This window comes from Pandoraea commovens (genome assembly GCF_024704525.1).
Lineage (GTDB): Bacteria > Pseudomonadota > Gammaproteobacteria > Burkholderiales > Burkholderiaceae > Pandoraea > Pandoraea commovens.
This window is the reverse complement of the sequence record NZ_CP102780.1, coordinates 834894-850410: the sequence shown is the minus strand read 5'-3', so window position 1 is coordinate 850410 and position 15517 is coordinate 834894. Positions and strand designations below refer to the sequence as shown.

Below are 15517 nucleotides of genomic sequence, written 5' to 3'. Positions count from 1 at the left end.
CGGTCCCCCATAGCGTCGACTAGATTCGAATGAACTGAAGCCGAACCTAACCGAACCTTATGTATCTGGACCCCGCCAATGCCGGTCGATAACCTGTTTGGGTACAATACCGCTGATCCATTTTCCGGAACGGCGCATATGAACGATGTAGCGATTGCCCACGACTCCCCGTCAGACAACAAGGCAGACACCCCGACCCTGCGGGCATTCGCACTGCTGGAGTACCTGGTGGCGGCCGATGCGCCCGTCTCGCTTGCCGACATGGCGCACGATATCCAGATGCCCAAGGCGTCGCTGCATCGCATGCTCGGCTCGCTCGAAGCGGGCGGTCTCGTGATTCGCGAACCGGGTCAGAAGAACGCTTATGTGATTGGCCCGCGCCTGGCGCAGCTGAGCCTCGGGGTGATGATGCAAGCGGGCGCGCGCCGTATGCGTCACGCGATTCTCGGCCGTCTCGTGGCCGACCTCGGCGAGACGTGCAACCTCACGATGCTGCATGAGACCGAGGTGCTGTACCTCGACCGCATGGAAGCGCCGTGGCCGCTGCGTCTCGATCTCAAGCCCGGCTCGCACGTGCCCGCGCACAGCAGCGCGAGCGGTAAGCTGCTGCTGGCGATGATGCCCCGCGAGCAACGCGCCGCGCTGCTGCGCGCGATGAAGCTGCAACGCTTCACGCCCAACACGCTCACCGATCCCGAACTGCTGGAAAGCGAACTCGACCGCATTGCGCACAAAGGCATTGCCGTCGATAACGAAGAATTCGTGTTGGGGATCGCCTGCGTGGCCGCGCCCGTCCTCAAGGAAGACGGCGGATGTATCGCCGCCGTGGCCGTGCACGCACCGGTGTCGCGCACGTCGCTGTCCAAGGCGATGGAGTTCGTGCCGCGCCTGCAAGAAGCCGCAAAGGAACTGGCGAAGACGTTCTGACGCGTCAGTTTTCTGTCTTCTCGGTCGCCTGGGCTGCCTTCCCGTCTTCCGCTTCCGCCCGCTTCGCCAACGCCTCTACCTTGCTTGCCCGCTGCCAGTCGAGCAGCGGCGCGAGCGCCGTCGCCGTCTCACGTAGCGTCGGCACCAATCCCATCAGTTGCTCCAGCGTGACGCGCGCTGTCGGGCCATGCACGGCGAGTACCGCGCGCACGTGTCCGTCCTCCGGCGCACGCACGGGCACGCCTACGGCGACCATACCGCGCACGAACTCTTCGTTATCGATGCCGATGCCACGCGCCGCCAGCCGGTCGAGTTCCGCTTCAAGCAAGCTCGCGTCGGTAATCGTGCGCGGCGTCATGCGTTTGAGCGACAGTCGCGAAATCACCGCGCGACGCTCCGCCACCGGCATTTGCGACAGGAACAGTTTGCCGCTCGCTGTGCAATGCAGCGGCACGCGCATGCCGGGATGCATCTGCATGCGCAACGGCTCGTTCGTTTCCACACGTTCGATGTAGAGCACCTCGTCGCCGTCGAGCGCCGTGAGGTTGACGGTTTCGCCGACGCGGTCGACGAGCGCACGCAGCAGCGAGCGCGCCGCGCGCGTGAAGTTGTTGTTCGCCAGCGTGACGAGGGCGAGCCTCGCCGCCCGCGGACCTAGCGACAGCCCGCGCTCCGAGCCGCGCGAATCGGGCACATGCGAGACATAGCCGCAGACTTCCAGCGCCTCGATAAGACGCATCAGTGTGGCCTTCGGAATCGACAGGCGCGTGGCGAGCTGCGACAACGTGTAAGGCTGTCCGGCCATGGCGAGCCGTTCGATGACGGCCAGCGCGCGCAGATTTCTCGCTTCGTCGCTTGCGCGCAACTCGGCGTCGTCGAGTGCCCCCAATTCCCGAGCACCCTCGCGCGCCCCTTGCGTTCCGTGCATTCCGCCTCCTGCTTTCATCGCTTCGAATCGTCTTCCGGAGTCTGACGATTCACGCCGTCCGAAATTCGCCACGATCAATAAAAGAAACAAAATATACCAATTATTTGACGTCGATCAGCCTCGGGATTACCCGTGAGGATCGCCTGACGTCATGCAATCGGTGTCCGTCTCATCCGCCGCAGCATGCTCGCCCCGACTCAGTGAAACCCCGCAGATGCGCCGCAACAATCGCCTCGTTCTGAGACGCCAAGCGCGAATTCCGTTTCAGTTTCCGTTTCCCGGCTTTTTTTCGCTTGGCATTTACCCATGGCTCGCCGACATTGAATCGAAACAAACCGAAACGAATCGTTTCATCCCTCGGCAGAAACGTCGTGAATTGCTTAGCAGGAGACAGGCGGTATGGAACATGAGGTGGACTATCTGATCGTCGGCGCGGGCTCTGCCGGATGCGTGCTCGCCAATCGTCTCAGCGCAGATCCCGCGAACCGGGTGCTGCTGCTCGAAGCCGGCGGCCCCGATAGCAATCCCTGGATTCACGTGCCGGTCGGCTACTTCAAGACCATGCACAACCCGGCGCTGGACTGGTGCTATCGCACCGAAGCCGATGCCAACGTGGCGGATCGTCAGATCGACTGGCCGCGCGGCAAGGTGCTCGGCGGCTCCAGTTCGCTCAACGGCCTGCTGTACGTGCGCGGTCAGCGCGAGGACTACGATCATTGGGCAGACCTCGGCAATCGCGGATGGGGTTACGCGGACGTGCTGCCCTACTTCCGCAAGTCGGAAGATCAGGAACATGGTGCTAACGAGTATCACGGCGTGGGCGGTCCGCTCAAGGTCTCGGACCTGCGACTGCGCCGTCCCATCGCGGAGCATTTCATCGCCGCCGCGAAGGACACCGGCATCCCCTTCAACGAGGACTACAACGGCGCAACGCAGGAAGGCGTCGGCTATTTTCAGCAGACGGCCTTCAAGGGCTTTCGCTGGAGCACGGCGAAGGGCTTTCTCAAGCCGGTACGCGAGCGTCGCAACCTGATCGTGGAGACGCGCGCACAAACCTGCCGCGTGCTGTTCGAAGGCAAACGCGCGGTGGGCGTCGAGTACTTGCAGGACGGCCAGCGCAAGAAGGCGCGCGCCAGAGTGGAAGTGATTCTTGCCGCCGGGGCCATCGGTTCGCCGCAGTTGTTGCAGAACTCAGGCGTGGGGCCGACGACGGTTCTCGCGAAGGCCGGTGTCGCGTTGCGACATGTGTTGCCCGGCGTCGGTCAGAACCTCCAGGATCACCTGCAAGTGCGACTCGTTTTCAAGACCCGCGAGCGCACGCTCAACGACGAGGTGAACAACCCGTTGCGCAAAGCGCTCATCGGCTTGCAATATGCGCTGTTCCGTACCGGTCCGCTCACGCTGGCCGCCAGTCAGGTGACGATCTTCACGCGCTCGCGGCCCGACGTCACGCGCCCCGACATCCAGTTCCACATGCAACCGTTGTCGGCGGACAAGCCCGGACAGGGCGCACATCGCTTCTCCGCCTTTACGTCATCCGTCTGCCAGTTGCGCCCGTTCAGCCGGGGCAGCGTCGAGATCCGTTCCAACGATCCGCTGCAATACCCGGTGATTCACGCGAACTATCTGTCCGACGAGCGCGACCATCGCGTGGTGACCGACGGCATCAAGGTGGCGCGTCGCATCGCGGCCGCCCCGTCGCTCGCGCCGCACATCATCAGCGAATTCATTCCCGGTGCGCAGTACCAGAGTGACGACGAGTTGCTCCAGGCCGCGCGTCAGTTCAGCCAATCGATCTATCACCCGGCGGGCACTTGCAAGATGGGCGACGACAGCATGGCCGTCGTCGACGATCGTCTGCGCGTGCATGGACTCGCGGGGCTTCGCGTCGTGGACGCGTCGATCATGCCCGAGCTGGTGTCGGGCAACACGAATGCACCGACCATCATGATTGCCGAGAAGGCGGCCGACATGATTCTCGAAGACCGGAAGCGCGCGTCGGGCATGCAGGAAGACATCCGCAGTCGCGAGGAGGCATCGGCGGAAGTCGCCCTGGCAGGGTAGTCAGTCGCGTCAGTCATATCAGTCACGTTAGCCCCTAACCAATACAAGATTCGGAGACAACCATGAATGCATCGACCAGGACCGACGCGCGGCAGATGCGCCGTGTCGTCGTCGCCAGCCTCATCGGCGCCACCATCGAGTGGTACGACTTCTTTCTGTACGGTGTCGTCGCAGGCATCGTGTTTAACAAGCTCTATTTCCCCGGCAGCGATCCGCTCATCTCGACGATGCTCGCCTACGGCACGTTCGCGGTGGGCTTCCTGAGCCGTCCGCTCGGCGGCGTGATCTTCGGTCACTTCGGCGACAAGCTCGGACGCAAGAGCATGCTCGTGATGACGCTCACCATCATGGGTATCGCGACCATGCTCATCGGGCTGGTGCCCACGTATGCGCAGATCGGCTTGTGGGCGCCGATTCTGCTGCTGTTGCTGCGGGTGTTGCAAGGCATCGGCCTCGGCGGCGAATGGGGCGGTGCGGTGCTCATGGCGTTCGAATACGCGCCGAAGGAAAAGCGCGGCTATTACGCGAGCATTCCGCAGGTCGGTCTCGCGCTCGGCCTGTGTCTCGCCTCGGGTGTGGTGGCCGTGCTGTCGTACACGCTGACGAACGCGCAGTTCCTCGCGTGGGGCTGGCGCGTAGCGTTCTTCCTGTCGGTCGGGCTCGTCGCCATCGGTATGTACATTCGCCTGAACGTGATGGAAACGCCGGAGTTCGCAAAGATCAAGAAGGCGGGCGCCGAGATCAAGATTCCCATCAAAGAAGTGCTCACGAAGAGCCCCGGCAACGTGCTGGCCGGGATGGGGGCGCGCTTCATCGACGGCGTGTTCTTCAACATCTTCGGCGTGTTCTCGATTGCCTACCTGACGCAAACGCTCAAGCTCTCGCAGACCGAAGCACTGACCGGCGTGATGGCGGCCGCGTTCGTGATGATCTTCACCATTCCGTTTTTCGGCAAGCTCTCCGACCGTATCGGCCGCACGCGTATCTACTTCTGGGGTTCGCTCGCGACCGGCCTGTCGTCGTTCGGCGGGTTCTGGCTGATGAAGGCGAGCGGCGGCAATGTGATGCTCGTGTGGCTGTCCATCGTCATCCCGTTGGGCGTGATCTACGCGTCGGTCTACGGTCCCGAAGCCGCACTCTTCTCCGAACTGTTCGACGCAAAGGTTCGCTACACCGGCATCTCGTTCGTCTATCAGTTCTCGGGCATCTTCGCGAGCGGCCTGAGCCCGATCATCGCCACGTACCTGTTGCAGAAGAATGGCGGCGAGCCGTGGATGATCTGCATCTACGTGTTGGTGGCGGGGCTCATCAGTGCGCTGTCGGCCGCGTGGATCGGCAGTCGCAAGCGTCGCCAGCAAGTGTGGCACGGCGCCGGAGTGACGGAGCACTGATCGTCATCTGACGCACGACGCCGCTTACGAGGAAGCGGCGCCAAAATAAGCCATGAAAAGGCGTGTCCTGCATCGGGACACGCCTTTGCTTTTGCGTCCGACGGTGCGCGCGCCACCGTGATCAGTTCGCCTAAGTGTCTTCATCGTGCGATGATGAACGCTCGTGCAAGCCTTTGCCCCCACTTCTCTGGCCCGCGAGCCCTGCGAAATCGAATGCAACGCGATCCGTCGCTAGATCCTGCCATTGCCGAAGACGAACCCGATCGTCCCGGCCCGCTGTCCGAAGCCTCGCTGCTGGGTACGCCGTCGACGCCGCCCGGCCCTGCCCCGGCGGACGCCGTCCCCCTGCCCATCAGTGTCTATCCCGCGCTCATGGGCATTCTGCTGGGCTACGGCGTGCTGGTCGTGGGCAACGGGCTGTTCGTCACCGCTGTGCCTTTCCATGCGCTGAAGTTCGGCGCGTCGACGTTCACCATCGGGGTGATCCAGTCGTGCTACTACGCGGGCTTCCTGCTCGGTGCGTTCTACAACCGCTCGCTGATCGAGCGCATCGGGCAGCATCGCGCGTTCGTGGCGTTCACCGCGCTGGGCGCCCTCTTCGTGATGGGCTTCGCGGTCTCCGAGTCGATGCTGCTGCTTTGTCTGCTTCGCGTAGGCACTGGCCTTGCGCTGATGGGCATGTACACCACGGTGGAAAGCTGGCTCAACGGGTCGGTGCCGAACACCATGCGAGGGCGCGTGTTCGGCTCGTACCTCACGATCAACTACCTCGCGGTGAGCACCGGACAGTTCCTGCTCAATATCGGTGAGGCGGGCAGCGAGGGGCAGTTGCTGCTCGTCGCCGGATTGTTCGTCGCCGCCATTCTGCCGATCACGCTCATGCAGGGCTGGCCCACGCGCGTGGCCGACGAGCGTCTCGTCAAACAACCGGCGATGAGTCTGTTCGACAGCGTCACGGAAATGGCGCGCGCCACACCGATTGCCATTCCGGGCTGCATTCTCGCCGGGTTCCTGTACAGCGCGTTCTACGCGATGATGCCGGTCTATCTCACCCGAATCGGCTTCTCCATCGGCAGTCTGTCGACGTTGATGGGCGTGGCGCTTTTCGGCGCGCTGCTCATGCAATGGCCGGTGGGACGCTTGTCAGACCGCATGGACCGGCGCACGGTGTCGCGGCGTCTGGCGCTGGCGTCGGTCGTGTTCTGCGCGCCGCTCATCTTCATTCAGGCGCACTGGCTGGTCTTCCTGCTGATGTTCCTGTTCTCGGCCGTGAACTTCACGCAGTACGGGCTGATCGTCTCGCATGTGAACGACCGCACGGAACCGGAGCGGCGTATCGGCGTAAGCGCCACGTTGCTCATCCTCTTTTCCGTCGGCGGCCTGCTCGGGCCGATGATCGCCTCGCTGGCCGTGACGCTGCTCGGCCCGGGCGGCCTGCACGTATTCAACGCGGTCTGTGCGCTGGCCCTTGCCCGCGTGGCCCGGCGAGCGCAGGTGTTGGCCCCCTAGTTCAGCTACGCAGCCCACGGGATGGCGATGCCGCGCATGCGAGTGCCGCCATCCCCGGCATCTATGCCCCACTTTGGGGCGCGGACGGCATTCTCTGGTGCGTCGCGTCACAAGACACACGAAAATCGCCTTGAAAATCGGGGACAATAGCGCGCGCCTTTGAGCACGCTTCTTGCTCTCCTATTCTGTACATATCTCTCGCAAGCCCCGCGCCTGTCACGACCATGACCATCGATCTCGACGCCCCCGGACTCCTGCCGCCACGAATGACGGCGGCCGACGACGGTCGGCGCATCGTCATATACGGCGATTTCACGATCTCCAGCGTCTTCCAGCCGGTGTTCTCGGTCTCGCACCGGCGCGCCATCGGCTATCACGCTTCGCTGCGCGCACACGACGCACAGGGCCGCCATGTGCCGTCGCACGAAGTGTTCACGATGGCCGCGCGTCATGGCGACATGCTGGAGCTGGGCCGACTCGCCGAGTCGCTGCACCTGGGCAACTTCCACGAATTCGACAGCCGCGATGCGTGGCTCTTTCTGAATCTGCACCCTGCGGCGCTGATGGATACGGTCTACGGCGACGCGCTGATTGCCACGCTCAAGGCGACAGGTCTGTCGCCGCAGCGCGTTGTCCTGGAAGTGCCCGAACAGGCGGGCGGCGACACGCCGCGCTTCGGCGCAATCGTCGGCAGCCTGCGCAAGGCGGGTTTTCTGATTGCGCTGGGCGGCTTCGGCGCAAAGCATTCGAACATCGACCGCGTCTGGGATCTGCGTCCGGATATCGTGGTGCTGGATCGCGGCATTCTGGCGCAGGCCGCCGAGCAATCGCACCTCGCGCGCGTGCTGCCGGGTCTCGTGTCGTTGCTGCACGAATCGGGACAGTTGGTGATGATGGGTGGCCTCACGACGGATCGCGAAGCGCTGATCGCACTGGAATGCAATGTCGACTTCGTGCAAGGCCAGTATTTCGCCGCACCGGATTTCGACCCCGTGCCGCCGAAGGTGGCTGCCGAGCGGATGGACGCGCTCTCATCCGCGCTGCGCACCCAGATCGTCGAACGCGAACGGGCGCAGCATGCACGACTGGCGCCATATGTCGCCGGGATCGAATCGGCTGCGGCGCGCATTGCACAGGGACAGGACATTCGTCAGGCAACGCACGACTTGCTCGCCCTGCCCGACGCCGCACGCTGCTTCCTGCTCGACGCGGTCGGCCGCCAGATCGGCGACAACGTGCTGCCGCACAGCCATTCGTCGCAACGCGCCAAACGTTTTCGTCCGCTGCTGCATTCGGAAGGCGCGAACTGGGCGCGGCGTCCGTACTTCATCGAGGCCATGCGTGCACCCGGCGAAGTGCATTTCACGCCGCCCTATCTCTCGATCAACGAAGCGCACTTGTGCGTGACGGCCTCCATCGCGTCGCCCGCGAAGCAGGGGCTTCATGTGCTTTGCGTGGATATCAACTGGTAGGCATCACGCCACGGACTTTGCCTCCGTAGCGCCCCAAAAAACGCCCCCGGCGTCTTACGACGTCCGGGGGCGTTGCATTTCGAGCGATGCGTGTGACTGGCTTCGTCCGACTTAAGCGGCGCGCGGTGCGCGATAGCGCTCAAGCCAATGAGCGTAAGGCGCGGGCAGCACCCACGTCGGACGCTTCTCGTCGAGTTCGCGCGCAGCGAAGCACGGCCAGTGCGGGTTCGCCAGATGGGCGCGGCCCACCATCACGAGATCCAGTTGACCGTCCGCCACGATGCGGTTTGCCACGACCGGATCGTCGATGCCCCAGGCCGATGCCACCGGAAGACCCGCTTCCTTCTTCACACGTTCCGAAATCGGTGCGAGGAACGGCGTGCCCCAGGGAATGTTCGCGTTCGGTGTCGAGAAGCCAACGCTCACGCTCAACAGGTCCAGACCGCCTTCGCGCATCTGACGCGCGAGCGTGATCGATTCCGCCAGCGTTTCTTCGTCGCGGCCATCGTATTCGATGACGCCGAAACGCGCGGTGAGCGGCAGATGTTCCGGCCATACTTCGCGCACGGCAGCCAACGTCTCCAGCAGGAAACGGCTACGGCCAGCGAGATCGCCACCATAGTCGTCTTCGCGATGGTTAGCATGCAGCGAGAAGAAGCTCTGCGCCAGATAACCGTGGGCAAAGTGCAGTTCGAGCCATTCGAAGCCTGCGGCAAGCGCGCGGCGTGCGGCGGCCACAAAGTCGGCCTTCACGCGGGCGATGTCGTCGAGCGTCATGGCCTTAGGCACCTTGCCGAGGTCGCCGCCGAAGGCGACAGCGGACGGCGAGATCGTCGGCCAGCCGCGCGGGTCGTCTTCACCGATATGGTCGTCGCCTTCCCACGGGCGGTTGGCGCTTGCCTTGCGGCCCGCGTGAGCGATCTGGATGCCCGGCACCGCGCCGTGCGACTTGATGGCCGCAGCGATGCGCGCCATGCCAGCCGTCTGTTCGTCGTTCCACAGACCGGTGCATCCCGGCGAAATGCGGCCTTCGGGCGACACGGCGGTCGCTTCGACGATCACCAGACCCGCACCACCGCGCGCCAGGCTGGCGTAGTGGGCGAGGTGCCAGTCGTTGGTCACGCCGTCGACGGCGCTGTACTGGCACATCGGTGGGATCGCGATGCGGTTGCGCAACTTCGCGCTCTTCAGTTCAAACGGGGAAAACAGGGCAGACATGAGGTTTCTCTAATTGGGGGGCAATGTCAGGGCACAGCGGTGCCGACCGGCGGAGCCTGCGGCTCGGGGCGGTCTTCACGGCATCTCGACCGGTTTGGTCGACGCAAGCAATGGTAGCCCCACATCGCTATAATGGAAACTATCTGCAAATTATCGATTCGATAACACTTCATTATGGTCAATCCCCAGTGGCTCAAATCCTTCGCCACGCTCGCCGAGCTGGGTAACTTCACCCGCACAGCCGACCAGCTGGGGCTGACGCAGGCAGCGGTCAGCCAGCACATCAAGCATCTCGAAGAGGAATTCGGCCCGTTGCTCGTGCGCCGCCCGCGTGCCGTGGAACTGACACCCGCCGGTCAGGCGCTGCTCGTCTATTGCGAACAGGTCGAGTGCGCGGGGCGGCATTTGCGCTCAAGCCTGGAAGATGCGAACGAGGAATGCGGCAACATCAACCTCATCACGCCGGGGAGCATCGGGCTGTACCTGTGTCCGATCCTGCTCGACATGCAGCAGGCAAATCCCGCGATGGCCGTGCGTCACCGTTTCGCGCCCGATCGCGAAGTGCTCGAAGGCATTCTTCAGAATCACTTCGAGCTGGGCCTCGTGACGCTGCGCCCAGACGACCCCCGTCTCACGGCGACACCTTTCACGCAGGAACCGCTCGAACTCGTGGTGCCCGCCGGTGAGGACGTGCACAAGTGGGAGGATCTCAAACGCATCGGCTTCATCGATCACCCCGATGGCGAGGCGATGTCGACGCGCTTGCTAAGTCGCCGCTTTCCGGGCAATCCGGGCGTGCAGAGTCTGCCGTGCAAGGGATGTACGAATCAGATCAGCCTGATTCTCGAGTACGTCGCACGTGGGCTGGGGTTCACCGTCATCCCGCAGTACGCACGGCAGGCGTTCGCGTCACAGGACGCCATTCGTGTCGTGGATTGCGGCCCGCCGGTCGTGGACACGCTTTGGCTGATCCATCGCGCAGAGTGGCCGCTGTCGGCACGCGCGCAGCGGGCGGTCGAGCTGCTGCGCGAGCGCGTCGACGCGCCGCGCCCGCGTGCGTTCGGTGGCGAGAAGGTGTTGCAGCGCGCGAGTGCGTGACGTTATCGCGTGTTATCGCGCCGCTTGCGTGAACTTGTTGAACGACGTATCGAACAGACCCCGCACGTCGAACCCCTTCGTCAGCGTGCCGGTTTTGACGAAGTCGTCGACACTCTTCTGCGCTTCTGCAATGGCGGCGTCCGTCAGCGGTTCATAGCGAATGCGCGACGTGCTGAACCATTGATGCGCCAGCTTCGGATCGACACGCGACTTCGCAGCCCAGACGTCGGCGTAACGCTCGATGTGCTTCGCATCCGCCAGCGACCATTCACGCGCGCGTTGATAGCGCTGCACGAAGTCCCCTAGCAATTCGCGCTTGCTGTCGATCACCTTCTGCGTCGTGGACAGATAGCTCTGCGCCGCGATCAGGCCGCGCGCCGTCACAACGGTGCGCGCGCCCGCCTGACGCAAGCGTGTCACGTACGGCTCCCACGTCGCCGTCGCATCGACCTTGCCCGCCTGTAACGCGGCGGCCGAATCGACCGACGCCAGATACGAATACTTCACCGAATCGAGCGGCAGCCCGGCAGACACCAGCGCCGCCTGCACCAACTGCTGCGACCAGCCGCCACGCGTGATCGCGACCGTCTTACCCTTCAGATCGGCCACCGTCTTGATCTGCGTGTGCGGTCCCGCGAGCAGTACCACGCTGTCCGGACTGTCGCGATAGATGCCGATGACCTTGACCGGTGCACCCTGTGCAGCAAGGAACAGCACCGGGCCGTCGCCCTGTAAGCCGATGTCGAGCGCACCGGCGTTCACCGCTTCGACGACCGGCGTACCGGCGGGAAATTGCTTCCATGAGACGGTGTAAGGCGCGTCCTGCAAAGCACCCGACGCTTCGAAGAGACTCTGCGCGTTATAGGCCTGATCGCCCACGACGAGCACTGGCTTATCTGCCGCCTTTGCTGCGTTGCTCGAGAACGGAAGAATCGCCGCGACGCTCAGCGCCACCGCCGCACCACGACGCAAGCGTGCGCGCCACGTCGGCCAGCGGTCTTGAGCCCGCGCCCGCAGGTCACGCTTCGCCGAGCGCGCCAGCGTGGCACGTACCATCGCGGCACGCGATGGTGTAGAGACATAGAGGCCGAAGGCAATGGCAGACGCCGCGATGAACGCGTCGAGCACGGGACTGACAGGCTGGGCCGTAGGGGCGGCATGGGAGGCAGTGTTCGTCATGGCATGTCGCCGCGCATCGGCGCAGCTTTGAGAGTAAGAGGATGTGCCAGTCTAGGCACGCCCCATCGCATTCCCAACCATCGATTGATGCGATCCATAGCCCGCGCGGTGCGAGTTTGCTTATGGCGGTTTGCTTATCTGATTTCGTTGTTTGTCGTGACGTGCGTCGTGCGCCTATCGTGGTCGTCTACCGAAATCGAACGAGAGCAAGTCCATGACGCAACCTGCCCGCAAACTCCGGCTGGGCGCCTACATGTCGGGTTCCGGCGTGCAAGGCGATAGCTGGCGCCACCCCGACACCGACACGGACGCCTACTCACAATTCGCGCGCTACCGACACTACGCGCAGGAACTGGAACGTGGCCTGTTCGATGCGCTGTTCTTCTTCGACAACCTCTTCGTTTCGACGGACCCGGTTGCGCTCGCCCACAGCCCCGGCGCACCACGCTGGGATCCGGTCGTGCTGCTCGCAGGACTGGCCGGGGCGACGAAGCACATCGGGCTTGTGGCGTCCGTCAGCACCACCTACAGCGAGCCGTACAACGTGGCACGTGCGTTCGCGTCGCTCGACCATCTGTCGGGTGGGCGTGCCGGATGGAATCTCGTAACGTCCACCGGCGGCGGCGAGAACTTCAACCGCGACGATCACGTCGACCATGCCGAGCGCTACGAGCGCGCGAACGAGTTCTTTGAGGTCGCCACCGGCCTCTGGGACAGCCACGCCGACGACGCCTTCCCCCGCAATAAGGCAACTGGCCAGTGGGCCGATCCGTCGCGCATCCGCACGCTCGATCATCGGGGCAAGCACTTCCGCGTACGCGGGCCGCTCAGTGCGCCGCGTCCGGTGCAGGGCTGGCCGGTCATCGCGCAGGCAGGGTCGAGCGAGGCGGGACGTGAGCTGGCCGCACGCGCGGGCGAACTGCTCTACACGGCGGCGCAAGACATCGAGGATGCCCGCGCGTTCTATACGGACGTGAAGACACGTGCGTTGAAGTACGGACGTAAGCCGGAACACATCTTCATCCTGCCGGGCGTCTCGCCTATCGTGGGACGCACACAATCGCAAGCCGAAGACCTCTACGACAGCCTGCTGTCGCATCGCGACCCGGCGGTCGTGCTGGGTGCGCTGACGAACTACGCGAGCCTCGGCATCGATCTCGGCAGCCTGCCGTTCGACGCGAAGGTGCCGCTGCCCGAACACGTGCCGGGGACGAACTCGCACAAGAGCCGTCAGAAACTGCTGGTGGACTGGATAAGACGCGAACAGCCGACCGTGCGCGAGCTATACACACGCTTTACCGGTGGCGGACACCGCGTGCTGGTCGGCACACCGGCATCGATCGCCGACGACTTTCAGCACTGGTTCGAGACGGGGGCGGCCGATGGCTTCAACATCATGTTTCCGAGCGCGCCCGCAGGCATTACGTCGTTCGTCGATCTGGTGGTGCCGGAGTTGCAACGGCGCGGCCTGTTTCGCACGCAGTACGAAGGCCGCACCTTCCGCGAGAATCTCGGCGTACCGGCCGTACCCAACCGGTACTTTGCGCCGCGCGACGTTGCATCGGCGGCGCAGACTGGCTCAGCCGATTCAGCCGATCAACCGGCCGAGACGATTGCCGCAATCGCCTGACCCACTTCGGTCGTGTTCGCGCGCCCGCCCATGTCGCCGGTGCGCGGACCGTCTTTGATGACCTGCGTGATGGCGGCGAGGATCGCGTCGTGGGCGTCACGCGTACGCGCATCGCCCCGACCGATGAAGTCGAGCATCATCGCAGCGGTCCAGATCATGCCGATCGGGTTCGCGATGTTCTTGCCTGCGATATCCGGGGCCGAACCGTGCACCGGCTCGAACAGCGACGGAAACTTGCCTTCGGGGTTCAGGTTGCCGGACGGCGCAATGCCGATGGTTCCGGTGCACGCCGGGCCGAGGTCCGACAGAATGTCGCCGAACAGATTCGAGGCGACGACCACGTCGAAACGATCCGGATTCAGCACGAAGCGCGCGCACAGAATGTCGATGTGCTGCTTGTCCCACGTGATGTCGGGATACTTCGCCGCCGTCTCGGCCGCACGCTTGTCCCACCACGGCATGGAGATCGAAATGCCGTTGCTCTTCGTTGCGACCGTCACGTGCTTGCGCTCGCGTTGCTGCGCGAGGTCGAACGCAAACTTCAGCACGCGCTCCGTGCCCTGACGCGTGAACACCGACTCCTGCACGACGAACTCACGCTCCGTGCCTTCGAACATCACACCGCCAATCGACGAATATTCACCCTCGGTGTTCTCGCGCACGATCATGAAATCGATGTCGCCCGCCTTGCGATTCGCGAGCGGCGACGGCACACCGTCGAACAGACGCGCCGGGCGCAGATTGATGTACTGATCGAACTCGCGACGGAACTTCAGCAACGATCCCCACAGCGAAATGTGATCGGGCACCGTCTCGGGCCAGCCCACCGCACCGAACAGAATCGCGTCCACGCCGTCGAGCTGCTGCTTCCAGTCGTCCGGCATCATCTGGCCGTGCTGGACGTAGTAGTCACAGCTCGCCCACTCGATGTGCTGATATTCGACGGGAATGCCGAAGCGCTTGCTGGCGGCGTCGAGCACGCGCACGCCTTCGGGCATCACCTCTTTACCGATGCCATCGCCCGGAATCACGGCGATCTTGAACGGACGCTGGGGGCGTTGGGACGTTTCGGTCATGGTCTGTCTCCTGAACGTTTGACGAATGCCGCTAGATTATTCTATTCCAACGCGGATAAAATCCCCCAATCGGTTAATCCACTATCCACGAATCGTGAATAAACCTCTGCCCGTCAATCCCAATCTCGACGATCTGCGCGTGTTCTGTCAGGTCGCGCGCCGCGCCAGCTTCTCGGCAGCCGCCGAGGCGCTGGGCGTCTCGCCCGCCTACGTGAGCAAGCGCGTGGGCATGCTGGAGGCCGATCTCGGCACGCGTCTGCTACACCGCTCGACGCGGCGCGTGGCGATCACCGACGCGGGTGAGCGGGTCTACGCGTGGGCCGAGAAGATTCTCGACGACGTGAGTCATCTGATGGAGGACGTGTCGAGTACGCGTCAGGTGCCACGCGGCACGCTTCGGGTGTCGAGCAGCTTCGGCTTCGGACGGCACGTGGTGGCCCCGGCGATGTCGCGGCTTCGTGCGCTGCATCCGCAACTCAATGTCCGGCTGGACCTGTTCGACCGCATCGTCGACGTTGCGGCGGAAGGTTACGACCTCGACGTACGTATCGGAGACGAGATTGCACCGCATCTGATTGCGCGCAAGCTCGCAGACAACCATCGCGTGTTGTGCGCGTCGGCGGCGTATCTGGAAGCGCACGGCACGCCGCGCCAGCTAAGCGATCTCGCGGGACACGCGTGCATCGTCATCAAGGAACGCGATCACCCGTTCGGCATGTGGCGATTGCAGCAGCGTGGTGAGTCCGTCTCGCTCAAGGTGACGGGGCCGCTCTCGACGAACCACGGCGAAGTCGCAGTGCAGTGGGCGCTCGACGGTCAGGGCATCGTGCTGCGGTCAATGTGGGATGTAGGTGCGCTGATCGCGCGCGGAGAACTGGTGCAGGTACTGCCGGACGTCACGCAACCGGCCAACGTCTGGGCGGTATATCCGTCGCGCGTGGCGTCGTCGGCCAAAGTGCGCGCCTGCGTGGAATTCCTTGCGGGGGAATTCCAAACGCAGGCGTAAGCTGACGTAAGGCTTAGGT

General features: G+C 63.8%; 12 protein-coding genes. 8 read left to right on the top strand and 4 right to left on the bottom strand.

The genetic code is table 11. The features are described 5' to 3' along the window. Positions 1-138: 138 nt before the first annotated feature. A complete protein-coding gene (locus NTU39_RS04230) occupies positions 139-927 on the top strand; it encodes an IclR family transcriptional regulator (RefSeq protein ID WP_052253183.1) in 789 nt (262 codons plus the stop codon). A 4-nt stretch (positions 928-931) separates the two neighbouring features. Here the strand turns inward: NTU39_RS04230 and NTU39_RS04225 are convergent, their stop codons facing one another. Continuing rightward, on the bottom strand, positions 932-1732 hold the full coding sequence (locus NTU39_RS04225) for an IclR family transcriptional regulator (protein WP_246184678.1): 801 nt from the start codon (positions 1730-1732) through the stop codon (positions 932-934). A 522-nt stretch (positions 1733-2254) separates the two neighbouring features. On the opposite strand from NTU39_RS04225, the gene NTU39_RS04220 reads away from it, so the two are divergent. From NTU39_RS04220 to NTU39_RS04205, 4 genes are all read left to right on the top strand, one after another. After that, entirely contained in the window at positions 2255-3919 is a 1665-nt protein-coding gene (locus tag NTU39_RS04220) for a GMC family oxidoreductase (RefSeq protein WP_150665488.1), read from the top strand. 62 nt (positions 3920-3981) lie between these two features. Continuing rightward, entirely contained in the window at positions 3982-5310 is a 1329-nt protein-coding gene (locus NTU39_RS04215; protein ID WP_150665487.1) for an MFS transporter, read from the top strand. Positions 5311-5523: 213 nt separating this feature from the next. Next, positions 5524-6819 carry an MFS transporter gene (locus NTU39_RS04210; RefSeq protein WP_174984906.1) on the top strand — a complete coding sequence of 432 codons (1296 nt, stop codon included), beginning with the start codon at positions 5524-5526 and terminating at the stop codon, positions 6817-6819. 224 nt (positions 6820-7043) lie between these two features. After that, a complete protein-coding gene (locus tag NTU39_RS04205) occupies positions 7044-8291 on the top strand; it encodes a sensor domain-containing phosphodiesterase (RefSeq protein WP_257959279.1) in 1248 nt (415 codons plus the stop codon). Between the two features lie 111 nt (positions 8292-8402). Here the strand turns inward: NTU39_RS04205 and NTU39_RS04200 are convergent, their stop codons facing one another. Beyond that, positions 8403-9509 (bottom strand): NADH:flavin oxidoreductase/NADH oxidase, encoded by a 1107-nt coding sequence (locus NTU39_RS04200; protein ID WP_257959277.1) that lies wholly within the window; start codon positions 9507-9509, stop codon positions 8403-8405. A gap of 174 nt (positions 9510-9683) precedes the next feature. Between NTU39_RS04200 and NTU39_RS04195 the strand changes: the two genes are divergently transcribed. After that, complete coding sequence (locus NTU39_RS04195) at positions 9684-10607, top strand: LysR family transcriptional regulator (protein ID WP_046290809.1); 924 nt, start codon at positions 9684-9686, stop codon at positions 10605-10607. A 12-nt stretch (positions 10608-10619) separates the two neighbouring features. Here NTU39_RS04195 and NTU39_RS04190 read toward each other — a convergent pair whose 3' ends face one another. Then, positions 10620-11786, bottom strand: a complete 1167-nt coding sequence (locus NTU39_RS04190) for an ABC transporter substrate-binding protein (RefSeq protein ID WP_150665483.1) — start codon at positions 11784-11786, stop codon at positions 10620-10622. A gap of 214 nt (positions 11787-12000) precedes the next feature. On the opposite strand from NTU39_RS04190, the gene NTU39_RS04185 reads away from it, so the two are divergent. Then, positions 12001-13416, top strand: a complete 1416-nt coding sequence (locus NTU39_RS04185) for an LLM class flavin-dependent oxidoreductase (protein ID WP_257959276.1) — start codon at positions 12001-12003, stop codon at positions 13414-13416. Here the strand turns inward: NTU39_RS04185 and NTU39_RS04180 are convergent. Further along, positions 13383-14492: a tartrate dehydrogenase gene (locus NTU39_RS04180; RefSeq protein ID WP_257959275.1), complete on the bottom strand. Its 1110-nt coding sequence runs from the start codon at positions 14490-14492 to the stop codon at positions 13383-13385. The two genes, NTU39_RS04185 and NTU39_RS04180, sit on opposite strands and share 34 nt — an antisense overlap. 106 nt (positions 14493-14598) lie before the next feature. Here NTU39_RS04180 and NTU39_RS04175 point away from each other — a divergent pair, with 106 nt between their 5' ends. Then, positions 14599-15498 carry a LysR family transcriptional regulator gene (locus tag NTU39_RS04175; RefSeq protein WP_150665598.1) on the top strand — a complete coding sequence of 300 codons (900 nt, stop codon included), beginning with the start codon at positions 14599-14601 and terminating at the stop codon, positions 15496-15498. Positions 15499-15517: the final 19 nt, after the last annotated feature.